The organism is Micromonospora sp. D75, from assembly GCF_018070405.1.
In the GTDB taxonomy this organism is placed as follows: Bacteria; Actinomycetota; Actinomycetes; order Mycobacteriales; family Micromonosporaceae; genus Micromonospora; species Micromonospora chalcea.
The window spans coordinates 20,612-41,966 of record NZ_JAGPXV010000003.1 but is presented as its reverse complement, the minus strand read 5'-3'; the positions used below and the strand labels follow the sequence as shown (position 1 = coordinate 41,966).

General features: G+C 68.1%; 23 protein-coding genes. 13 read left to right on the top strand and 10 right to left on the bottom strand.

The window, feature by feature from the left end; translation table 11 throughout:
* The 3 genes from fmdA to KBX39_RS00715 all read left to right on the top strand — a co-directional run.
* Positions 1-1,248: formamidase (gene fmdA, locus KBX39_RS00725; RefSeq protein ID WP_210868710.1), on the top strand; the 1,248-nt coding region annotated here is incomplete at its 5' end.
* A gap of 13 nt (positions 1,249-1,261) precedes the next feature.
* Positions 1,262-1,591, top strand: a complete 330-nt coding sequence (locus KBX39_RS00720; RefSeq protein ID WP_210868708.1) for a cupin domain-containing protein — start codon at positions 1,262-1,264, stop codon at positions 1,589-1,591.
* Positions 1,592-1,666: 75 nt separating this feature from the next.
* Positions 1,667-2,080 (top strand): nuclear transport factor 2 family protein, encoded by a 414-nt coding sequence (locus KBX39_RS00715; RefSeq protein WP_209964135.1) that lies wholly within the window; start codon positions 1,667-1,669, stop codon positions 2,078-2,080.
* 8 nt (positions 2,081-2,088) lie between these two features.
* Here the strand turns inward: KBX39_RS00715 and KBX39_RS00710 are convergent, their stop codons facing one another.
* Positions 2,089-3,066 (bottom strand): phosphotransferase family protein, encoded by a 978-nt coding sequence (locus tag KBX39_RS00710; protein ID WP_210868706.1) that lies wholly within the window; start codon positions 3,064-3,066, stop codon positions 2,089-2,091.
* A gap of 406 nt (positions 3,067-3,472) precedes the next feature.
* Between KBX39_RS00710 and KBX39_RS00705 the strand changes: the two genes are divergently transcribed.
* The 3 genes from KBX39_RS00705 to KBX39_RS00695 all read left to right on the top strand — a co-directional run bounded on the left by KBX39_RS00705 (position 3,473) and on the right by KBX39_RS00695 (position 6,029).
* Positions 3,473-4,561: an epoxide hydrolase family protein gene (locus tag KBX39_RS00705; protein WP_210868703.1), complete on the top strand. Its 1,089-nt coding sequence runs from the start codon at positions 3,473-3,475 to the stop codon at positions 4,559-4,561.
* 73 nt (positions 4,562-4,634) lie between these two features.
* Complete coding sequence (locus tag KBX39_RS00700) at positions 4,635-4,850, top strand: hypothetical protein (RefSeq protein WP_166457144.1); 216 nt, start codon at positions 4,635-4,637, stop codon at positions 4,848-4,850.
* Between the two features lie 231 nt (positions 4,851-5,081).
* Positions 5,082-6,029, top strand: coding sequence for a matrixin family metalloprotease (locus KBX39_RS00695; RefSeq protein ID WP_124778781.1), 948 nt, complete (start codon positions 5,082-5,084; stop codon positions 6,027-6,029).
* A 178-nt stretch (positions 6,030-6,207) separates the two neighbouring features.
* Here KBX39_RS00695 and KBX39_RS00690 read toward each other — a convergent pair whose 3' ends face one another.
* On the bottom strand, positions 6,208-7,104 hold the full coding sequence (locus tag KBX39_RS00690) for a hypothetical protein (protein WP_210868701.1): 897 nt from the start codon (positions 7,102-7,104) through the stop codon (positions 6,208-6,210).
* Positions 7,101-7,484: a PadR family transcriptional regulator gene (locus KBX39_RS00685; RefSeq protein ID WP_043325311.1), complete on the bottom strand. Its 384-nt coding sequence runs from the start codon at positions 7,482-7,484 to the stop codon at positions 7,101-7,103. The genes KBX39_RS00690 and KBX39_RS00685 overlap by 4 nt, the downstream gene beginning before the upstream one ends.
* A gap of 91 nt (positions 7,485-7,575) precedes the next feature.
* On the opposite strand from KBX39_RS00685, the gene KBX39_RS00680 reads away from it, so the two are divergent.
* Together KBX39_RS00680 and KBX39_RS00675 are read left to right on the top strand one after the other, a co-directional pair.
* Positions 7,576-8,823 (top strand): NAD(P)/FAD-dependent oxidoreductase, encoded by a 1,248-nt coding sequence (locus KBX39_RS00680; protein WP_210868699.1) that lies wholly within the window; start codon positions 7,576-7,578, stop codon positions 8,821-8,823.
* Between the two features lie 8 nt (positions 8,824-8,831).
* Positions 8,832-9,308, top strand: a complete 477-nt coding sequence (locus tag KBX39_RS00675; RefSeq protein ID WP_231915556.1) for a MarR family transcriptional regulator — start codon at positions 8,832-8,834, stop codon at positions 9,306-9,308.
* Positions 9,309-9,386: 78 nt separating this feature from the next.
* Here KBX39_RS00675 and KBX39_RS00670 read toward each other — a convergent pair whose 3' ends face one another.
* The 7 genes from KBX39_RS00670 to KBX39_RS00640 are packed head-to-tail and all read right to left on the bottom strand — an operon-like array spanning position 9,387 to position 15,497.
* Positions 9,387-9,665, bottom strand: coding sequence for a phosphopantetheine-binding protein (locus KBX39_RS00670; protein WP_051611113.1), 279 nt, complete (start codon positions 9,663-9,665; stop codon positions 9,387-9,389).
* A gap of 49 nt (positions 9,666-9,714) precedes the next feature.
* Positions 9,715-10,449: an SDR family NAD(P)-dependent oxidoreductase gene (locus KBX39_RS00665; RefSeq protein ID WP_069087888.1), complete on the bottom strand. Its 735-nt coding sequence runs from the start codon at positions 10,447-10,449 to the stop codon at positions 9,715-9,717.
* Positions 10,446-11,783, bottom strand: coding sequence for an AMP-binding protein (locus KBX39_RS00660; protein ID WP_210868697.1), 1,338 nt, complete (start codon positions 11,781-11,783; stop codon positions 10,446-10,448). The genes KBX39_RS00665 and KBX39_RS00660 overlap by 4 nt, the downstream gene beginning before the upstream one ends.
* The gene (locus KBX39_RS00655; RefSeq protein ID WP_210868695.1) at positions 11,780-12,718 is read right to left on the bottom strand and encodes a hypothetical protein; all 939 of its coding nucleotides are present in this window, start codon (positions 12,716-12,718) and stop codon (positions 11,780-11,782) included. The genes KBX39_RS00660 and KBX39_RS00655 overlap by 4 nt, the downstream gene beginning before the upstream one ends.
* 58 nt (positions 12,719-12,776) lie before the next feature.
* Positions 12,777-13,580, bottom strand: a complete 804-nt coding sequence (locus KBX39_RS00650) for an ABC transporter permease (protein ID WP_210868693.1) — start codon at positions 13,578-13,580, stop codon at positions 12,777-12,779.
* On the bottom strand, positions 13,570-14,403 hold the full coding sequence (locus tag KBX39_RS00645; protein WP_307851547.1) for an ABC-2 family transporter protein: 834 nt from the start codon (positions 14,401-14,403) through the stop codon (positions 13,570-13,572). The genes KBX39_RS00650 and KBX39_RS00645 overlap by 11 nt, the downstream gene beginning before the upstream one ends.
* 5 nt (positions 14,404-14,408) lie before the next feature.
* Complete coding sequence (locus KBX39_RS00640; RefSeq protein ID WP_312245201.1) at positions 14,409-15,497, bottom strand: ATP-binding cassette domain-containing protein; 1,089 nt, start codon at positions 15,495-15,497, stop codon at positions 14,409-14,411.
* Positions 15,498-15,572: 75 nt separating this feature from the next.
* Here KBX39_RS00640 and KBX39_RS00635 point away from each other — a divergent pair, with 75 nt between their 5' ends.
* From KBX39_RS00635 to KBX39_RS00615, 5 genes are all read left to right on the top strand, one after another.
* Positions 15,573-17,225, top strand: a complete 1,653-nt coding sequence (locus KBX39_RS00635) for a condensation domain-containing protein (RefSeq protein WP_210868691.1) — start codon at positions 15,573-15,575, stop codon at positions 17,223-17,225.
* A gap of 525 nt (positions 17,226-17,750) precedes the next feature.
* Positions 17,751-18,722: a ParB/RepB/Spo0J family partition protein gene (locus tag KBX39_RS00630; protein WP_210868689.1), complete on the top strand. Its 972-nt coding sequence runs from the start codon at positions 17,751-17,753 to the stop codon at positions 18,720-18,722.
* A 215-nt stretch (positions 18,723-18,937) separates the two neighbouring features.
* Positions 18,938-19,108, top strand: a complete 171-nt coding sequence (locus tag KBX39_RS00625) for a hypothetical protein (protein ID WP_157539106.1) — start codon at positions 18,938-18,940, stop codon at positions 19,106-19,108.
* Positions 19,109-19,263: 155 nt separating this feature from the next.
* Entirely contained in the window at positions 19,264-20,418 is a 1,155-nt protein-coding gene (locus tag KBX39_RS00620; protein WP_210868687.1) for a hypothetical protein, read from the top strand.
* The gene (locus tag KBX39_RS00615) at positions 20,418-21,347 is read left to right on the top strand and encodes a nitroreductase family protein (protein WP_064447342.1); all 930 of its coding nucleotides are present in this window, start codon (positions 20,418-20,420) and stop codon (positions 21,345-21,347) included. The genes KBX39_RS00620 and KBX39_RS00615 overlap by 1 nt, the downstream gene beginning before the upstream one ends.
* Positions 21,348-21,355: the final 8 nt, after the last annotated feature.

The following is a 21,355-nucleotide window of genomic DNA, read 5'->3' as shown; positions in this document are numbered from 1 at the left end:
GAACTGCTGTTCCCCCTCGACTCCACGAAGAGGTTCACCGACCAGGAGAAGGTCGGGCACAACCGCTGGCATCCCGACATCCCGCCCGTGGCGACGGTACGGCCCGGACAGTCGTTCCGCGTCCACTGCCGCGAGTGGTTCGACGGCGCGATCCACAACGACGACTCCGCCGAGGACATCCGGGACGCTCCGCTGACCCGGGTCCACGCGCTCAGCGGCCCGTTCGCCGTCGAGGGCGCCGAGCCGGGCGACCTGCTCATGGTCGACATCCTCGACATGGGCCCGATCCCGCAGGAGTCCGGTCCGCTGGCCGGTCAGGGCTGGGGTTACACGGGCATCTTCCCCACCGGCAACGGCGGCGGCTTCCTCACCGAACAGTTCCCCGACGCGTACAAGGCGGTCTGGGACTTCACCGGCCGCAAGGCCACCTCCCGGCACATCCCCGGGGTCTCGTTCACCGGGATCGCCCACCCGGGACTGATGGGCACCGCCCCGTCCGCGTCGCTGCTCGCGACCTGGAACCAGCGGGAGGGGGCGCTGATCGCCACCGCACCCGACCGGGTGCCGCCCCTGGCCCTGCCCCCCGAGCCGCAGGACGCGATCCTCGGCAGCCTCACCGGCGCCGACTTCGACCGGGTGGCCGCGGAGGCGGCGCGAACCGCGCCGCCTCGGGAGAACGGCGGGAACCAGGACATCAAGAACTTCACCGTCGGCAGCCGGGTCTTCTACCCCGTGTACGTGCCGGGAGCCAACCTGTCCCTCGGCGACCTGCACTTCTCCCAGGGCGACGGAGAGATCACCTTCTGCGGCGCCATCGAGATGGGCGGCTTCGTCGACCTGCACGTCGACCTGATCAAGAACGGCATGCAGACGTACGGCGTCGCCGAGAACACGATCTTCATGCCGGGTGACACGCCGCCGCAGTACTCCCAGTGGCTGGCCTTCTCCGGGCTCTCGGTCACCCTCGACGGCGAACAGCGGTACCTCGACTCGCAGCTCGCCTACCAGCGCGCGTGCCTGCACGCCATCGACTACCTGACCCGCTTCGGCTACCAGCCGGAACAGGCGTACCTGCTGCTCGGCGCCGCACCGATCGAGGGCCGGCTCTCCGGCGTGGTGGACATCCCCAACTCCTGCGCGACCGTCTACCTGCCCACCGAGATCTTCGACTTCGACATCCGACCCTCGGCCGCCGGTCCGACCCGGATCGACCCGGGCAAGGGCGCCCCGAAAGCCACCATGCCGTGAGCAGGTGACCCTCGTGCAGAAGGCATCCCTGACCGCACTGGCCCGCGAACAGCTGAAGCTCGCGCACGCCGCGCCCAACGGCCGCAGCAGCTCCACCGTCTACGGCGGCCACGAGCACAGGCTCCGCCAGACGGTGATCGCGCTGACCGCCGGCCAGGCGCTCGGCGAGCACGAGAACCCCGGCGAGGCCACCGTCCACGTGCTGCACGGCCGGGTCCGGCTCGGCGCCGGCGAGACGTCCTGGGACGGCGCACCCGGCGATCTGCTGATCGTGCCGGACCGCCGGCACACGCTGGAGGCGCTCGAGGACTCGGCGGTGCTGCTCACCGTCGCCAAGCGCTGACCGGCGAACCCGCCGTCCCCGCTGACCAGTACAGGCGGTCAGCGCTCCCGGATAATCGCTGTTACGTTGTCGTCGATGGACACCGATGATCACCCCACGGGGAACGGCGGCGCGGATCTCCCCGGCGTCGAAGCTCTACGCGCCGCCGAACGGCGTCTTCAACGTGCTCAACTGTCCTCCGACGTCGCGGCGCTGGATCGGTTGATCGATGACCGGCTCGTGTTCACCGGGCCGGACGGCCGCCTCTACTCCAAGCAGGACGACCTGCACGTGCACCGATCCGGGCAGCAGACGATGACCCGGGTGGACGAGGAGCACCTGGCGGTCCTCGTGGCCGGCGGCACCGGTGTGACGTGGTTCCTCGGCACCGTGGAGGGCACCCTCGCCGGCGAGCCGTTTCTCGCCCGGGTCCGCTACACGCGCACATGGATCCTCGACAAAAACGAGGGGTGGCGCCTGCTCGCGGCACACGTCGGTCCGGCCGACTGAGGCTGCCGTCAGGTCGCGGCGAGCGCCTTGGTGATGTTCCACTCGGCCAGGTCGAGCATCCACTTCCGGTCCGGGAAGTCGGTGTCCGCGATCCGCAGTGGCCCTTCGATCAAGGACAACGTCTGCGCGTACCGGTAGAGCTCCAGCCGGTGGGGATCGAGATCGACCGGACGCAGCGCCGAATACGCTTCGCCGAAGCGCATCTGCAGCCAGGCATGATCCCATTCGACATCGAAGTACGTCAGCCCCTCGAAATCGATCATGACGGCCTCGCCGGCCGGCGTGACGAGCACGTGATCCGGGCCGAGTTCACCGTGCACCAGCCCGTACTCCACGCGCGGGGTGACCGCGCTCCTGAGGTGGCGTACGTGGGCGGCGATCCGGTGATGGGCGTCGGCCAGCCGGGCGTCGCGGGCCGCTGCCGCGTCGAGGTGGCCGAGCGCCCGGTCGACGACAACGTCCTCCGCGCGCCGCGTCTGGGACGCCTCACCTCGCGCGACGGCCGCGACCTTGCCGTAGTGCGGTCCGAAGGCGGTGTGCATCCGGCGCAGGGCGTCACCGAGCGCGGCCAGCGGGGCGGCGGCGGTGGCCGGATCGTGTTCCAGCACCGCCTCCAGCCGCAGCGCGCCGGCGTCTTCGACAAGCGCGATGTCGGCCTCGAGGTAGCGGCCGTCCCGGTCGATCATCATAAGATGCGGGACACGCACTCCTGCCGCGGTGAGCGCCGCGTGACCGGCGGCGAAGAGATCCGCGCCCGACGCATCGGTGAACGGGTCGTCCGGGACGGTCGGTGACGGGGGCCAGTAGTTCTCGTCCGCGGCCCACACGTACAGCATCACTGTTGTCCGGTCGTCCAGCCGGAGCCGGTAGACGCCCTTCTTGGTGCCGCCCGTCAGCCGGTCCAGGGCAACGAGCCGCCGGTCGGAGCCGAACTGGTCCGACACGAGGTCGTGCAGATCGTCCGGCTGCAGGAAGGTCCGCGTCATGGCCGCCTCTCGTCAGATCGAGGCAGCCAGGCTGCCAGGCCGGGGCAGCGGCACACAACCGAGTTGACGCAGCGGACTTCGCGGACCGGCCCGCCCCGGCGCTGACCGTGTTCGCGCTGCTGATGCAGGTCGGCTTCATCGGTGGTGCCACCGAGCAGCCGGCGCTTCCGCAGATGTTGGAGCCGTCCGGCGGCAGCCCGGGCGGTGGCTGCGGGGATCCGCCCCGGCCGGCAGCCGGTGGACAGGACATGCCCAGGGTGTAGGCCGTCATGGACAACGAGCCGTAGGCGTAGCCGTCGACGAGGACCTCGGTGTCGGGGATGTCTCGCCCGGATCGGAGATCGAGTCTGCAGCCTGCCCATTCGGGCGGCTGCCGAGTGACTCCTTGCGATGGAATCATGATCAGGTGACGCCCTTCCACATCGATGTGCCCGAAGCCGTCCTGGACGACCTGCGGGCTCGGCTCTCGCGGACAAGGCTCGCGCCGGCCGCCCCAGGAGAGCCGTGGGCCGCCGGCACCGACCCTGCGTACCTGGCAGATCTGGTGCGGTACTGGCTCGACGGATTCGACTGGCGTGCGGTCGAGCGTGCCCTCAATCGGCACCCTCAGTTCGTCACCACGGTCCGGGGCACGCCGGTCCACTTCGTTCATGTCCGCTCGGCATCGCCCGACGCCACGGCGCTGATCCTGACCCATGGCTGGCCCAGCACGTACACGGAGATGCTGCCCCTGGTGTCCCGGCTCACAGACTTCGACCTCGTCATACCGAGCCTGCCGGGCTTCGTCTTCTCCGGACCACTCGCCGAGGGCCCGACGACCGAGCCGGCTGTCGCGGACGTGTGGGCTGAGCTGATGACCCGTCTGGGCTACGACCGCTTCGGCGCCTACGGTGGCGACATCGGGTCCGGCGTGTCGACGTGGCTCGGCGCCCGTCACGCAGATCGGGTCATCGGGGTCTTCTCGCAGCACATCAAGTTCCCGCCGGCGGACCGCAGGGGCGACCTCAGCCCAGCCGAGGAGGCGTTCGTCGCCATGCTCGACGCGAAGGCCCAGGATGACTGGGGCTACGGCATCCTCCAGGAAACACGGCCCGACACCCTTGCGGCCGCACTGAGCGACTCGCCGTCCGGACTGGCCGCATGGATCATCGAGAAGTACCAGCGCTGGAGCGACTGCGGCGGCCACATCTCGCGCCGGTTCGGCTTCGACGAACTGCTGACCACCGTGATGCTGTACTGGGTCACCAACTGCATCGGCACGTCCTTCCGACCCTACCGTGACGACCACCTGGCCCCACCGCTGCCGATCATCGACGTGCCCGCCGGTATCACGGTCAGCGTGGAGGATGCCGGCCTGCCCCGGTCGTTCGCCGAACGCACCTACGCCAACCTCGCCCACTGGCGCGAGCCCAGCGTCGGCGGCCACTTCTTCGCCCAGGAAGAGCCCGACCTGCTCGCTGCCGACCTGCGCGCCTTCTTCAGCGCGCTGCGGTGATCCAGTAGCTCAACCGGCGGCGCCGACCCGGACCGGAACCTGGTGGTGCCAGCTGGCGCGCCGCAGGAGCCGGGTGGCTGCGATCGTCGCCGCCCACGTCGACCAGCTACGCGCCCGCCGCTCGGAGATGGCGCGCGGGCATGCTGCGGCAGCCGGCGCGGAAACGACCAAAGAGGCCGCCGCCTCCGTCCGCCCGAAGGCAGGTGGAGGCGGCGGCCTCATCGCGTACGGGGTTATCAGGAGCGTCACGCTGAAGCTCCTGCGTAGACACATGATCGACCAGACGTAATTTCCGCACTGAGGAGCTTCCTGCTGCCTCGTCCTGTCCAGTTGTCGCGCACGGGCGAAGGACCTGAATCTTGACTAAGGGAATCCGGCCTCGTACAGTGTCCAGACATCCAAAAATTTAAGACTATGTCTCTCAACGGGGGTTGGGTGTTCCATGGCTCGAAAAGAAGGCCGTAGTAGGTCAGTTGGCACCGTAATCGCATTAACCGCTTTGATGCCTGCGGTCGCTTTGATGCCGACGACGCCGTCGTTCGCTGCCGAGATTCCATGCAGCTCAACCTTGTCACCAAGCGAGATCAAGTCGGTCGGCACTTCTTGCCAATTGGCTTCGGACACCGTCGTCCGAGTCGCCGAGGGTCTCGAGGTTGCAGTTCCGGAGCCAGGCATGGTCGCCATCGTGCAGGTTCTGCGGACGCCCGGCTCGACGGGCCCGAGCGCTGCTTCTGTCTATCGGGCGACCGACGGTCAGCTGGCGTTGCAGATCGACGAGACGCCCGCGCTTGGATCCACTGCCACAGCGGGCGCTCTCAAGCGCATCCTCGCCAAACGCGCAGAACCAGCCACCAAGCACCCAGAATCAGCCGGGGCAGCGAAGACTCAGTCATCTGGGCTCGCAGCTGTGCCTGCGTACTGCGGAAGCTCCTACGAATACAACTTCAGCGGCGGCGTATGGCAGCAATCTGTGTTTCCGTGGACCTACAACAGCCGGTCGCAGCCGGCCTCGGACGCGCTTCAAGCCATCAAGTACGGCTTCCAATTCATAACTGACACTTCTTCCGCATGCGGCACGTACTACACGTTCGCCTTCGCCGACTATCGAGGGTCAACCACCCGCTACACGTGGGGAACGAGGGACAACGGAAATGTAGTCGGATGGGCCGGATTTGATCCGGACATCTTGGGAGCCACCTACTCGTGGGTCGACGGCTCCGGCCTCAGGGTGGAGGTCGACATAGCATTCAACAACCGGGTCACGAACTGGTTCACCGGCCTTTCCGGGACTGTCCCTGCGGGGCGTTTCGACCTCATCTCCGTTGCCACGCATGAGGCTGGGCACGGCTTTGGCTTGGCGCACTACACGGGCAGCTCTTATCCGGTGATGTTCCCGACGCTCGGCACGGGAGTGAATAAGCGAGTCAAGCGAAGCGGTGATCTTACCGGGATGGGCACCTTGTACTGACAGGCAAGCCGTAGAACTCCGGCGTCGCTCGACTTCGGCGTTGGGTGTGGCGAGCCATGAGGACGGCCACCGCACGTTCATCGATGGTCTGAGGACCGCCGATGAACGTGCGGTGGCCGTGTGCCACAGTCGGCTACAGATCCCTGCCGGCCGCCGTTGTGGACCACCCGCGAGTTGGTCAGGCTCGGGTGCGCTGCCGCTGCCGGGTCGACACGATCGCGACGACAGCCATCAGGACCGCGACGACCAGGGACGGCAGGGCGTCCGGCCGGCGCAGCAACTCCCCCGTCAACCCGCTGTTGTCCAACTGGTGGAGCGTACCCAGCAGGAGGGTGGGGACGACGGCGATCAGCAGCCGCTGGTCGGCCGTGGCCACCCACAGGAATGCGGCAATCCCGGCGACGACCATGACGGCGACGACGATCCGCGGACCGGCGTCGGCCATGCGGAGGCCGCCCGCGGGGATGAGATGCAGGGCGAGGATGCCGGCGGTGACCAGGACGGCGTTGGCCCGGGGCGCCGGCGGCACGTCCGCCGGGCGCCGCAGCCCCAGCACGATCAGCGGCGCGGCGACGACCGGCGCCCACCACTGCGGCAGGCCGTTGAGGAACAGGTACTGCGAGATCACGGTCGGCACCACCGCCGCGGTCACCGCCAGAACGGCGGCGGTACGGGCGCGGCCCGCGACGAGCGCCACCAGCGCGGCGATCAGCACGATCTCGTGGATGCCCTGATTCCGCAGGACGGTCAGAGGGTCCGAGAGTCCGCCGAACTGGAACGCCTCGACGATGTCGTCCAGGCCGATGAGGACACCCAGCGCCAGCACCGCGAGGGCGCCGAGGTGGATGCCCTGCCAGAACAGCACGGCGGTGGGCCGGGGCGCGGTGCCGCCGCCGTACACCCGCAGGCCGCCCCGGACGAGCGAGGCCGCCTCCCGGGCGCTGGGCCAGCGGCGGGTGGTGGGTTCGTCGCCGATCAGCGTGTCGATCAGCTCGTCGGCGCGTTCGCGGCGGTAGTCGGCGGGGTAGGCCCGCAGCAGCATCCGGTAGCGCTTCTCCAGGACATCGGAACTCATGCTGGTCTGATCCTCGCGGTAGAAGGGTGACGGGCACTTGCCTGCGATTGGACCCGGCGCGGCAGGCGATCCATGACCACCCGGGCGGCCTGGGCGAGCCGGTCGGCCTCTTCGGTGAGTACGAGACAGCCCTCGTCGGTGAGCCGGTAGTAGCGACGGGCACGCCCGTTGACGATCTCCTCACCGTCGGCGGTGACGAGGCCCTCGCCGAGCAGCCGGTCGATCACGGAGTACAGCGACCCGGCGGCGAGGGTCACCCGCCCGTCGGACAGCTCTTTGACCCGCTTGATCACGGCATAGCCGTGGAGCGGCCCGCCGAGCAGAGCGGCGAGGACGAAGTACGACGGTTCCCGTAGCGCGGGACGCGAAGCCGATCCCATGAGCCGAATATACAACCAACTTGAGTATCCGTCCAAGGTGACTGTTCACAGTGACCCTTGCCCAAATTATCTTAATGATTAAGGTAATTGCATGAGCACATCGACGGACTTCTCGGTGGCGATCGCCGGCGCCGGCCTCTCCGGCCTCTGCCTCGCCCAGTACCTGACGCGCGCCGGCATCGACGTGCACGTCTACGAGCGGGACCCGGGCCCCTTCATCCGGCGGCAGGGTTACCGGATCATTCTCGACCGGTACGGGCTGGAGGCGCTTCGCGAGAGCCTGCCCCGCTCGCTCTACCACCTGGCGCTGGCCACCGGCGACGAGCCCGGCGGTCACCTGCGCTTCACCAACAGCCGGCTGCGGGACGCCTTCACCATCACGTTCAAGGACGAGCCGGGCGCGACCCGCCAGGTCGACCGGCTGACCCTGCGGTCGATCCTGCAGTCCGGGTTGAACGGGCGCATCCACTACGGCAAGGACGCCGTCGCGGTGGAGAGCGGCGGCCCGGCAGGGCTTCGACTGCGGTTCTCCGACGGCGAGGCCGCCGCGGCAACCGTCGTGGTGGGCGCGGACGGCGTCGGCTCGGCCCTGCGACCACAGCTCATGCCGGACGCGGACCCGGCGAACACCTCGATGGCGGGCATCTACGGCCGCTCTCCCCTGCTGCGCAACGGCGAGAGCGTCATCCCCGACGCACTGCGTACCAGCGGGGTCCTGGCCATCGCCGACCGGCCCGGCAGCGCCTTCTTCTTCACCTCCATGCGGTTCGGCGAGAGCCCGCAGGCGGCGTTCGCACGCCTGGCCCCGGGCAACTACGCGCCCAGCGGCGACGACTACGTCATGTGGGGCCTGCTGCTCCGGCAGGAGGAACTGCCGGCCGACGTCCGCGGGAACCTGCTGGCGCTGTGGAAACTGGCCGACCGATTGAGTACGGACTTCCATCCGCTCATCCGGCGCCTGGTCGACACCGCCGAGCTGGACGCCACGGTGCTCAACCTCTTCGCCACCGGCCGACGGCCGCACCGGTGGGCGGTGCCACGGGCCACGATTATGGGTGACGCCGTACACGTCATGCCACCGTTCGGCGCCCACGGCGGCAACACCGCGCTCCGCGACGCCGCCCTGCTCGGCCGCCGGCTGGTCGAGGCGCGGGCGGGCGCCACCTCGGCGGAGGAGGCGATCGCCGCCTACCAGGACGAGATGACGGACTACGCCTTCCGCGCCGTCGACACCGCCTCCGGACTGATGCGCCGCCTCACCGGGGGCGCGGCCGCGCCACACTGGGTGCTGACCCGCGTGCTACCTCGGCTGCACCGGGTCACCGTGCCGGAGGCATGATTGCCCGCATGTCCCACGATCCGGCCCGCGCCTCCGCGATCACCGACCTCATGCGCGCCGGGCGGGAGACGTCGCGGCTGTCCATGGTGTTCCGGTACGCCATCGCGGAGCGGCTGGGCCTCGCCGTGAGCGACCTGGAGTGCCTGGACTACCTGGCGGACATCGGCTCCGCCACCGCGGGGCAGATCGCCGAGCGGACCAGCCTCACCACCGGTGCGGTCACCAGCATGCTCCGCCGGCTCCAGCAGGCCGGTTACGTGACAGCCGAGCGCGACCCGGCAGACCGGCGGCGGGTCGTCGTCACCATACGGCCGGAGCGGATCGCCGACCTGGAGCGGCCGTACGAGCGTTTCGCCGAGCGGGCGGAACGGCTCGTCGAGGGCTACAGCGCCGAGGAGGTCCGGCTGCTGGTCCGGCACCACGACCGCCTGCAGGCGATGTACCTCGCCGAGTTGGACCACCTCCGCGACGGCGACACCGAGTAGCCCGGCCGTCGCCCGTGACGACGGCGCGCCGATGGGCGCCCTTGGGAAGTCGTCCAACCTGCCGGGGAGCGGCAGTCATCACCTGTGAGGTGGGACGCTCTCCATTTGATTGCCGACGTAGACCTCCACCAACTCCCCCACCGTCCGGGGGAAGATCTCGTCCTCCAACGCGAGGAAGGGATCAAATCCCATCGACTGTTCGAGCCGCGTAACGAGGACGGCGAAGGCGAGACTGTCCAAGCCGCTGTCGGCCAGGCCGCTCTGCAGGCTGACCTCGCCGTCCTCGCCCCCTTCCTCTTTGATCAGCTTGACCACTTCACGAAGAACGATCTCCGCTACACGTTCCCGCTCGAGCACTGCGCCACCTTCCCTACGTGTTTGTCCGTCCACATTTCCGGTCCGGGCCTCATGCGGTGGAGCCGCCGTCCACGGTGATCAGCGTTCCGGTCACACCGGCGGCATCCGGGGAAAGAAGGTAGGTCACTGCGGCGGCCACTTCGTCGAGACGTGCGAACCGGCCGATCGGACTGCGCCCCTTGATGCGCGCCTGGCTCTCCGCCCCCAGGGCGCCGGTCATCTCGGTGTCAAGGAAGCCCGGCGCCACCGCATTGACCGTCACGCCGCGCCGCCCTACGTCGCGGGCCAGCGAACGGGTGAACCCCTCCAAACCCGCTTTCGCCGCCCCGTAGACGGACAGACCGCGGAATCCCGTCGAGGCAACGATCGAGGAGACGTTGACCACGCGTCCCCGGCCCGCTGAGATCATCGAGCGGACAAGATGCTTCGTCAGAACCATCGGCGACACAAGATCGAGTTGCACTGTTTCCCAGATGGTTCTGTCCTTCACCAGCGGCAGGAGACCGTCGGTGCCGCGAGCGGCGTTGTTCACCAGCGCGTAGGGGGCGCCGTGCGCCTCCACGATTGCGCGTGCCAGGCCGGGCAAGGACTCCAGATCACTCAGGTCGGCACGGACGTGGACATAGCCCGGACCCACCTCCTCCGGCTCGACCTCGCGGCGGGCCAGGCCCACCACCCGGTATCCGTCGCTGCCGAGCCGCCGGGCCACCGCCCGCCCCAGGCCACTGCTGGTTCCGGTCACTACCGCGTACGGACAGTCGCCGCGGGATTCCGCCTCGTTCACGCTCTGCTGACCTTTCCGGTGGGCGACAAGAAGAACTCGGTTACCGCGGTGATCGAGGCAGGAGTATGCGACCGGGGCAGATGGTCGGCGACGAATGACCGCAGCGCCGACTGCAGTTCGTCGGGGTCGAGCCCACTGCCGAGAGGCGAAGGCACAACCCGGGCGGTCAGGATCCAGCCCGTGATCGGGCTGCGCCTGGGCGTCACCACGGCATCATGTACTGCGGGATGCCGCCGGATCAGCTCCTCGACCCGCTCCGGCGAGACCTTGTCCCCTCCGACGTTCACCGTCTGCGACTTCCGGCCGACGAAGTAGACCCGGTCACCGCGAGGCTCGACGAGGTCGCCCGTGCAGACGAATCCGTCCGGCTGCGCCGTGCTGCTTCCCGGCGCCCGGACGAACAGGATGCCGTCGCGGATCTCCAGTGCCACACGGCCGGGAGCCGGCTCGAGAAAATGCCGGGGGAAACCTTCCCTGCCGTCGCTCACCGAGAAGGCGGCACCGGCCTCGGTGGACGCGTAGACATGCGTGACGCGCGCATCGAACCGCCGCCGCAACGCATTGATCAGCGACTGTGTCGCGATCTCACCACCCAGCGTGATCTGTTGCAGCCGGAGGTCGTCACAGGCCCTGCTGCGCAGAATCATCCGCCACATCGTCGGAGTCGCGGACAGTGCGTCGATGCCGGCTCCGGCGAACAGTTGGAGGCGCTCGTCGAGCCCGGCGGCGTGGTGGGCGTCCACCAGGGTGTCGCCGTGGATCGCCTGGAGGACGACCTGGATGCCCGCCATCCGGGTAGGAGAGAACAGGAGACCCCACCGCCGCTGCTCGCGGTCGCCGGGATTCCGCGCCGGGCGTACCGGGCGAATCCGCCGCGTCAGCGAGTCGAGACTGTGGTCGGTCGGGGTGGGCGTCCCCGTCGTGCCTGAGGAGAAGACACGCCAGAGCGTACGCACGTCGGTGCTCGCGTCCCCGGCCGACAGTTCGCCGTGGGATGCGTAGGCGGCAGCTGGGGCATCATCCCCGGCCTCGCGCAGGACCACCGCCTCCGCCGAGCCTACGGTCGGACTCAGGTCACCCACGAACTCGACCCGGGCGGCCCAGCCCTCGAGTGCGACGATGGCTGAGGCGACCAGGCGGGAACTCTGCCCCACCAGGGCCACGGTCGCACCCCGGGGTACGCGACGTCGCAGGCCGAGAACGTCAGCGTGCAGGTCGTGCGAGGTGAGCGGCGGAGACCGGCCGTCGATGACGACCGGACGACCGACGGCAGCGGCCCCCGCTCCGCCGCGCGTCCCGTCATGGTCTGCGACTTCCACCTCAGGACCGTTCATCCTGCTCCCTCACTGCACCGCGGGCCCGGCGCCCGACCGGGGCGGATCGACCGGAGCGTGAACTCGTAGAAGATCCTGCCGTCTTCGGTGACGCACGGATGAGCCGCGAACATGCCCTCGCGACTCGCGCGACGTAGCACCCGGTTACTGCCGGACCCGCAGCAGAACGCCTTGTACTCGGGCGTGAAGAAGAGGTCGGACAACAGGGCCATGGCCGGGTCGAGAATCTTGACCTCCCCGTCGGCGTCCACGAGCCGTACCCAGGAATGCAGGCCCAGGCGTGCGCCTCCGAAGATGTAACCCGACTCCTGCTCGGCCGCCACACCACGGTCCAGCAGTTCAGACATCAGTACCTGGCACAGCGAGTCGCAGTCGCCGACGCCCCGGTGCCTGGTGCCGGCGACATCGGAGGACAGGGTCATGGGTGTGAAGTGGAAGCGGTACCGCCGCAGCAGGTCGTCCCAGACCTCCCGCACCCTCGGGTCTCGCACCGTGGCGGTGTTCCCGGTCAGTTCGACCCTGCCGCGCCACTCCGCCCTGCCGGCCTGGATCTCTTCATGCTGCCACTGCACGTCCGGTAGGACAGGCGCGCTCCACTCGGACGACGGGCAGTGCTCCGCGCGGGGACACTGGGCCCAGCCGACGATCTCGTAGGCCCGCGCGGAGACCCAGTCCGCGCCGTACGACTTCAGCATCCTCGCGAAGAAGATCATGATCCGCTCCGGACTGCTGCGTCCGGTGCCGCTGAGCAGGCCCACGTTCCACACGTCGCAGTAGTCGTGTCGGCCGTCCTCCTCCACGAGGCCGGCGGCAACCAGTTGCGCCAGTTCCTCAGGCGTACACCGCAAGGTGTCCAGCGCCTCGGCCCTGCTGATCCACACCCGGTGCTCGGGTGGAGTCGGCACGACGTCCCGCAGCCCTCCGAGGAGACTCATCCGAGGGCTCCGAGAGACTGGACGACGGAATCGGCGTGGCGGCCGATGTGTTCGCACATCAGTGACCGGAGCTTTCATATCGTGAGAGCCCGTGCCGGAAGACGGTCGTCCCGATCCACAGGCAGTAGAGGGCGACGACCGGCGTCAGCAGCCCCAGCCAACGAGCCGGCCCGTGCGCGAGGACAGCCGCGGCGGGGAAGAAGCTCATGAACGCATAGGGCAGGACGACGGTAAGGGTGATCCGGACCCCAAGGCCGTAGATGGTGACCGGAAAACGAGCCAGTTCCCCGAAGCTGTGCATGGAGAACGCGAACATGGAGTACGGGGAACGCAACCAGAAGGCGGCGCAGTTCGTGAGGAGGTTGAGCCCGATCTTCACACCGGCCGCCGCAACCACGAGCAGCAGCCCGAGCGCGACGCGACCGACGTTCCAACTGACGTCGACGTGCCGCACCGCGGCGATCAGCAGACCGGTGCCGAGGACGAGATTGCCCAGTCCGTTCATTCCCACCGCGGAGCTGAGCACCTGGAGGACCGGTGGATAGGGCCGCAACAGCATCGCGTCCAGCTGTCCGAAGTTGACAGTCACCGCGAGAGTCCAGGCTCCCTGCGCGACCAGCACGCTCAGCCCTTCCGCGACGACCACCAGCGCGTAGATGAGCACGACTTCCCAGAACTGCCAGCCGTTGATCTCCGGGATGCTCCGGAAGATCGCCCACAGGAAGACCACGCCGACGGCCTGCACGAGAACTGCCGACAGGCTCATGATCCAGAAGTCGGCCTCGTACTGGAGAGTGGCGCGCACCTGGGCACCGAGCAGACGGCGGTAGAGCCACAGCGCTCGTCGTACTTCAGCCACCATGGACCGTCAGCTTCCGAGCGGCGGCCGACCACATCAACCGCGCCAACCACCACAGCGCGACCGCCCAGGCCGCCTGCACCAGCACGGCGGTCGTCGCGTCGCTGCCGTCCAGTGAGCCGGTGTAGAGCAGCGCCGGGGTCGACGCCATTCCGACGAACGGCAGGTACGTGGCGATGACCCGCATCCACTCGGGCAGGAAGGCCAGCGGTACGAGTGCCCCGGAGAACAGCGTGATCAGGGCGATCCGGGCGGCCTGCACACCCACGTAGTTCTGTGTCCAGAAGACGAGCAGACCGCTCAGGTACACGATTCCGAACCGCAGGGGCAGCACCAGCAAGGCGGACAGGATGAACAGCGGCACGGTGTCCCGGTCCGGCGGCGACATGCCGCCGAAGATCGCGGCGGCTGCCAGGACGACCACGATCGCCGTGCCGGCTTCGTAGACGGCGAACCCGACGCTCTCGGCCAGGCGCGACCACTGGTAGTCGACCGGCCGAACCAGGTCCATGGCCACGTCGCCCTGCTGGATGCGATTGGCCATTCGATAGTCGGTATAGCTGGACACCAGCGAACCGACGACGAACGCCACCAACAGGTACGCCTTCATCTGCGGCCAGTCGAATCCTTGCCGAGGGCCGGCGGCGAGTGCCGAGCGCCACAGGTACAGCATGGACAGGACGCCGAACGCCGAGGCCAGCATGCCGAAGAGGAAGCTCGTCTGATAGGCGAGAAGGCTCTTCAGCGCCATCCGGGCCATGCTCCGATAGGCACGTATCCGGCGTGATCGGGTATCAGCCGGCAACGGCACCGCACCGGCGGTCACGAATGTCATGACACGGTCTCCCGATCGACCCCGCCGCCGGGCTCGGGCCGCAACTGCCCCGCGTACACCTTCCGGACGACCGTCTCGATGGCCGGCTCGTCGATGTGCATGTCGACGATCTCCGCCTCGGCGAGCACTGCCGCCAGCACCTCTCGCGCGCCGAGCGTCATCCGGTCGAAGGTGACCGTGAGCTCGCGGTCGTCCGACCCCGCGCGGACCTGAGCGCCCGGCAGTCGCGCGGCGATCCGATCGACGCCCGCCAAGCCGGCGGCCAGCTCGAAGGACATCGACCGCTCGCGGACATGGGTGTCCTTCACCGACTGCAGGTCACCGTCGTACACCACACGTCCCGCGTCGATGATCACGATGCGCCGGCAGATGTCCTCGATGTCGGCGAGGTCGTGGGTGGTGAGCATGACCGTCGTCCCGTCCGCCACCAGCCGACGCACGAAGGAACGCACCCGGTCCTTCACCGCGATGTCCAAGCCGATCGTCGGCTCGTCCAGGTAGACGATCCGCGGTTCGTGGAGCAGCGCCGCGGCGAGGTCGGCCCGCATGCGTTGCCCCAGCGACAACTTACGGGCGACCACCGGGAGAAGGTCGGCCAAGCCGAGGACGTCGTCGAGGCGGGCCAGTGTCTCCCGGTACCGCGCGGCGCCCAGACCGTGCATGTCCCGCAGCAGTTCGAGCGAGTCACGTACGGGCAGGTCCCACCACAGCTGCGTTCGCTGCCCGAAGACGACGCCGACGCGTCGCGCGTTCTCCACCCTCGCCCGGTACGGCACCAAGCCGTCGACGAGGACCTGTCCAGCGGTCGGGACCAGGATCCCGGAAAGCATCTTCACCGTGGTGGACTTGCCGGCGCCGTTCGGACCGACGTAGGCCACTGCCTCGCCCTGTGCCACAGACAGATCGATGCCGTCCACAGCGACGTGCTCGGAGAATCTACGCTGGAGCAGGTGCCGGAGGGAACCGCGTAGCCCCGGCGCCTTCTCCGGCTTGCGGAAGACCTTACGCAGTCCTGCGACTTGGATCAATGTCACCGGACGAGCATGCACCATTTCCATCGCCGCGCCAACCACCTTGCCCTGCACGGATGCCAGCGATAGCCTTCGACGCAAGCCTCTCTCTGAATCGAATTGTTTTCGGTGTCCTGTTCAACGGAGAAGATGTCACTGCGGGACGGAGAAAAATTGGAAATTCGTTTTCGTGCGCCGTCCGGGCGAACCGCCGATCTGACCTGGGGACAGCAGAGGATGGCGCAACTGATGGCGGATCTCCAGCCGAACAACGCCTCACTCAACCTCAAGTTCGCTCACCGGATCAAGCCGGGTCTGAAAGCCGACGAGGTCGCGTCCGCCATCAGAGGAATGGTCGAGGCCTGCGAGTCCGCGCGAACCCTGTTCGAGCCGGACGCGCCCTCCGCACAGCAAAGGGTCACAACCGAGGGAGTCCTGCACGTCGCGGTGATCACCGCCGTGACAGCCACCTTCACATCGGCTCTCGAATCGGCAGCCGAGCTGGCGGGCACCCCGTTCGGGGCCGACGACCTCCCCGTTCGCGTGGGCATCCTGACCGATCGGAGTGGCCCGGCCTTCGTCCTGCTGGCCATCAACCATCTCGCGTCGGACTACCTCGGCGCTCACTGGATGACCTGGCACCTCCGCCACGTCCTCCAGGCTGACTTCTCCGACGGCGAGCCGTCGGCGATCCACCCCGTCGATGTCAGCCACTGGGAGAGCAGTGAGGCCGGCCGGCGGGAAGGGGCCCGTGCGCTGCTCCGGCACGAACGGAGCCTTGCACGCATGCCTCAGAGCATGCTGCCCCGGCTCCCGGTCGAGCCGTTGCATCCCCGCTATCGGTACGTGGTGATGCAGACGTCAGCCGGCGCGTGGTGCCTGAGTCACCTGGCCAAGCGGCACGGGGTCAGCGAGACGGCGGTCGGCCACGCGGCCCTCTCCCTCGTGCTGGCCCACGTCAGCGGGCTGAGCCGGGCCCACCTCCAGGTGTGCGTCAGCAACCGGGCCGGTCGGGACACGGCTGCCGTGGTGGGTTGCCTCACCCAGGACGTTCCCACCTGCGTGGCGATCGACGACGCCGACTTCGACGCACTGCTGCGGCGATCCGCCGGCGCCATCCACCACGCGACACTGACCGGGCGCTTCCCGCACCGAGGCCTGATGGAGGTGCGCGAGCGCGTCGAGAAGCGGCGCGGCTTCCCGCTGGATCTCTCCTACTGGCTCAACAGCCGACTGTTCGTGCCGCTCCCCGCGGAGGCACCGAACGCCGCGCGGATACGGGAGGAAGCGGCCAGGACCTCCGTCCGGTGGCTGGGCGGCGACCAGTGCAGCACGAGCACCCTCTTCTGCTACCTGGACCGCCGCGACGACATACTCGAAGTGCTGATGCTCGTCGACACCGCCTATGTCGCTCCCGCCGAGGCGGAGCAGTGGTTGCGTGCGTTCGAGTCGATTCTCGTCACCGCGGTCCTGCGACCGGAGCTCAGCGCGGACGCTCTCGTCGCGGAGACCGGCGTCGTGTCGTTCCGCGCGACGGACGACTGGGTCAAGATCGACCACAGCTGGATCCACCTACCCACCACGGCGGCACGCCTGCATGCGGCGCTTCCGGGCATGACCCTACGACTTGCGGTTGAGACTCCCGGTGGTGAGGCTTCCCTGGTGGCGATGGTGGCCAGTCCTCAGAGCGGCCGCGAGACCAGCGCTCCTTCCGACGCCGTTGTCGTCGAGGCGCTTCGTGGCTGCCGGGTCGGCATGCGCCCGCACCGGTTCGTCTCGAGGGCAGGGGATGTACAGGACTGATCAGCGACGTGGACCGCCTCGCGGCCCGGGTGCCCGGGCACGCGACGACAGCAGGCCGCAGTCGCTCTCGAACCGGTAGGCGGCGCCCAGGTCGCCATGGCCCTCTCACTCCCGGAAGTTACGGAAAGGCACCGAGAATCCCGGCGCGGCAGTGATGCGGTTCCGCAGCTGCGCACGCGACACCGGGTCGCACGGCATGCCACCCGCGACCGCGTAGGTGACCCCCTGCCCTACACCACAGCGAGACCGACCGCCAAGCAGGGAAAAGAGCGTCGACGCATTGAATCCGAGAAATTTCCGGGTGCCACGGGGCACCTGTGCAAGCGGTCAGAAGCTACAGTTGCACATGCCGCGGGCCGCCAGAGCACTCAGGATCGGCCCATTACCAGCAGCATCACCGGAGCCCGAAATTTCCGACAAGTTGTTCTCTGATTTATCGGACCGGTTCCACTCACGAGAGGCGACGACTGAGCCCACGAAGAGCCGGTCAGCGAGGCATCAGCAGCTGTTCACGGGGAGGACAGGTTGATCGACGCCAACGATCCGCTGCAGGTTGTGGAGAGCTGGACCGAAGGAAGCCAGCAGGAGGCCGTATCGGTACCGATCCGGTCGCTCCTGCCCGGTCAGGGCCCCCGCCGGCACGGGGTCGACGAGACGCACGTACAGCTGTTGGCCCAGTCCGAACTCCAGCACCCGCCGATCCTGGTGCAGCGCAGCACCATGCGCGTCATCGACGGGATGCATCGTCTGCAGGCGGCACTGCTCCGTGGTGCGGACTCGATTCACGCGCTGATGCTCGACGACGACGACCAGATGGCCTTCCTGCGCAGCGTCACGAGCAACATCAAGCACGGCCTGCCGCTGACCCTGGCCGACCGCCGGGCGGCGGCCGAACGTCTGCTGGAGATGTTCGCGCATTGGTCGGACCGGTCACTCGGCCGCGCCACCGGGCTGTCGGCCAAGACGATCAGCACATTGAGGCAGCGCAGCGGCCAGCCGATGCCGGCCGAGCGGACCGGCCGGGACGGACGGGTCCGGCCGACAGACGCCGACGCCGGCCGGAAAGCTGTCGTCGCGCTCCTGGCCGAACGACCTGATGCTTCGCTGCGGGAAATCGCCCGGTTGGCCGGCGTCTCACCGAACACGGTCCGCACCATACGCCGCAAACAGAACGAAGGTGCGGCGGGTTCACCGTCGCCGGCACCGGCACTGTCCGCGGTCAAGGAGGCGCCCGGCGCGCCCGAGCCGAGCCGGGACGTCACCGCGTTGGCGCTGGAGAACCTCGCCAAGGATCCGTCCGTGCGCTACACCGAGGCCGGGCGCACCCTGCTGCGCATGCTGCATCAACAACTCAGCCTCGTCTCCGACCACGACATCATCAACGCTCTTCCACCGCACTGCCTCCCGCTGGTGGCCCGCCTCAGTCGCGGACTGTCGCAGCAGTGGGAGCAACTCTCCGCGCGAGCGGCGATCCGCGTCCAGACCGAGGTGGGTTGAGCGGCCAAACCCGCCGACCGTCCACACGCCGCGATCGTCCGCCCCACCGCACCTCAGCCTTGGCACTTCTTCGGCCACCGCCCGGCGCCGGGCGGTGGCCGGACGCTCGCTCGTCGCGTCGACGTCGAGGCGCAAATATGTCCGGAAGAGCCAGGACTGCGCCCGCCGCAGCTGCACTCATTGACATAGCTAAATAGCCCTGTAATGCTTTTTGCATGATGACAACCACCGCGCAGGAAATGTCCGCGCAAAACGCAGAGGTCTCCCTCAACGAGACCGCCGAGGAATCGTCCATCGACAACATCGAGGGTCTCTTCGAGGAGGTCGACCTCTTCTCGACGGCCCTCATCCAGGGCGGCTGCACCGGCGGCTTCACGTCCCTGTGATCCAACTGTCGCGTGCTAACCGGCCGTCTTTCGGCCGGTTAGCACGCGCTTTCCTGTCATCGGGCAGCCGTATCCGGGAACGCCGACAGGATGTCAATCATTCAGGTTGTCCAGAAAGTCAACCGGTCGGAGCGTACAAGAGATAGGACCCTGCTTTGGAGACGCTAGCTGAGGCTGCCGCAGAAAACGGCACCGACGCCCGTTCCGCAACGTATCGCGCGCACCCTCTTGTGCGCATCGAGCCGGCGGCCAGTGACCTGTGGCTCATCAGCCGAGACGACAGGTTGAACGGACACAAGGTTCCCGCGTCGGCTGCGGGTCTGCTCGTTGCCGCCTTCGCTCCGGGAACCATCTACTCCCTGTCGGAGCCGATCATGGCGGCGATCGGCTCCGTGCGCAGGGCCGAGCTGATCGCCGAGTGGCTGGTCGCCCACGAGTACCTGGTGCGCGATGACGACGCCGAGGCGATCAAGACGCGGCGGTGGCTGGAATCGTGGGCCGAGAATGGATGGCGGGCCGCCTCCCGCTATCACGCGCGTACTTACGGATACCCCTTCGAGTTCTACGAGGCTGACGGCAACTCCGCGGAGGACGTACGCCGGATGGTCGCGTACAACGCGCAGCAGCCCGACGTCGATCGGGCCCGGCCCCGGCTGCACGACCAGGAGAAGTTGTACGCACTGCCGGACCCCGCTCCGGAGTTGTTCCCCGCGACCGCTTCGGCGGCGACGAACCTTGCGGTAGCGGCGCAGCCGCTGGACTACGACCGCCTTGCGTCGCTGCTCTCCCTGCTGACCCGACCGATTCGTCAGGCCAGGATGCCGTTCGCGGAATCGGCCAACCTGCTGCGGAAGACGAGCCCTTCCGGCGGTAGTCGCCATCCGACGGAGTTCTCCGTCGTCACGCATGCCGTCGACGGGATCGACGACGGTGTCTACCAAGTCGCGACCGTCGACGGTGCGCTAGACCGCATGGATCACCTCGACGCCTCGTCACGCGACCTGGCGGACCTGTCGGGTATCGCCGACGACAACCGCCCCTACGCACTCATATTCTTCAACTCCTATTTCGCCCGGAACCGCTACCGCTACCGGGAACCAAGGACCTTCCGGACGGTGCACATGGATGTGGGCCACCTCATGGGTACTGCCGAGTACCTGAGCCGCGCGAACGGTTGGGCGGTCCGGCATGCCCAGCACCTCGACGGCAAAAAGGTCGCGGACGCGCTCGGCACCGACCACCGCGTCGAGGCGACAATCGCAGCGACTCTCGTACACGCAGCCGATCAGCCTGCAGAAAGCCGGGATTGATGTCCACGACATGGTCGCCACTCCTCGTCATCCGACCCGACCGTGACGCCGCCGTTCTCGAAGACTCCCAGTCGGCGCAGTCGGTCCGCTTCGACGCCGCCGAACTCGCCCGGAAACTCGTGTCGGACGCCCCCGAGGTCGGGGCCCGCGAACTGTCTCCGTCGGACGACCTCGATTCGATCTCGACCGATTGGGTCACGAACGGGTGGCGTCCGAGCCTCGACTACTTCAACTGGTCCGAGCAGATCTCGGAGAGCAGGCGGGAGGCCCGGTATCCGGCCCGCGGCAGTCAGGCTCAGCCGACGCGTCCAGCGACGTCGACGCCGCAGTGGAACTGGGCAGAAGAAGGCACTACGGCCGGCACCGGCGGGGTCAGCGTCGGTGAACTGCTGGTACGACGACGCACGGCCCGCCAATTCGAGCCGGAGCCCTTGTCGCGGGAGACCGTCGCCGCCATCTTCCGCTGCTTCTCCGCGCTCATGGCACCCTTCGAGCCGTCCGGCTCGCTGGCAGGCGTGCGTATGGCCGCCGTCGTGTACGCGATCAACGGCGTCGATTCGGGCATCTGGGCTCTCGACCTCGCCGGCGAGCGAGCCGATCAGCTGACCTCCGGCAGCTTCCGCCAGGAGATGGCCGATCTGATGTGCGGCATGCAGGCACCCATGACGGCAAGCGCCACGATCGTGCTGATCGTCGACTTCCCCCGCCGCCAGGAAATGTTCCCCTACGAGAGGGCCTTGCGCGAACTGTACGTCGAGGTAGGTCGAGTCGCGCAGAAATTCATCATCGCGGCGGAGTCGTACGACTGCGGCGCGCTGATCACCCCGGCGACAAATGACAACGTGCTGGCGGAGTTGCTCGGGCTCTCGGATGACGAGGCACCGGTCTACACCATCACCTTCGGTCGGAAGACCAGCAGGAAAGGCTGACCCACAAA

Bases quoted from the DNA above. Each gene is read 5' to 3' on its own strand.
- KBX39_RS00715 (WP_209964135.1), top strand. From the start codon at position 1,667: ATGGACACCGATGATCACCCCACGGGGAACGGCGGCGCGGATCTCCCC.
- KBX39_RS00680 (WP_210868699.1), top strand. From the start codon at position 7,576: ATGAGCACATCGACGGACTTCTCGGTGGCGATCGCCGGCGCCGGCCTC.
- KBX39_RS00635 (WP_210868691.1), top strand. From the start codon at position 15,573: ATGTCACTGCGGGACGGAGAAAAATTGGAAATTCGTTTTCGTGCGCCG.
- KBX39_RS00625 (WP_157539106.1), top strand. From the start codon at position 18,938: ATGATGACAACCACCGCGCAGGAAATGTCCGCGCAAAACGCAGAGGTC.
- KBX39_RS00650 (WP_210868693.1), bottom strand. From the start codon at position 13,580: ATGGTGGCTGAAGTACGACGAGCGCTGTGGCTCTACCGCCGTCTGCTC.
- KBX39_RS00695 (WP_124778781.1), top strand. From the start codon at position 5,082: ATGCCGACGACGCCGTCGTTCGCTGCCGAGATTCCATGCAGCTCAACC.
- KBX39_RS00675 (WP_231915556.1), top strand. From the start codon at position 8,832: ATGTCCCACGATCCGGCCCGCGCCTCCGCGATCACCGACCTCATGCGC.
- KBX39_RS00685 (WP_043325311.1), bottom strand. From the start codon at position 7,484: ATGGGATCGGCTTCGCGTCCCGCGCTACGGGAACCGTCGTACTTCGTC.
- KBX39_RS00615 (WP_064447342.1), top strand. From the start codon at position 20,418: ATGTCCACGACATGGTCGCCACTCCTCGTCATCCGACCCGACCGTGAC.
- KBX39_RS00655 (WP_210868695.1), bottom strand. From the start codon at position 12,718: ATGAGTCTCCTCGGAGGGCTGCGGGACGTCGTGCCGACTCCACCCGAG.
- KBX39_RS00690 (WP_210868701.1), bottom strand. From the start codon at position 7,104: ATGAGTTCCGATGTCCTGGAGAAGCGCTACCGGATGCTGCTGCGGGCC.
- KBX39_RS00660 (WP_210868697.1), bottom strand. From the start codon at position 11,783: ATGAACGGTCCTGAGGTGGAAGTCGCAGACCATGACGGGACGCGCGGC.
- KBX39_RS00710 (WP_210868706.1), bottom strand. From the start codon at position 3,066: ATGACGCGGACCTTCCTGCAGCCGGACGATCTGCACGACCTCGTGTCG.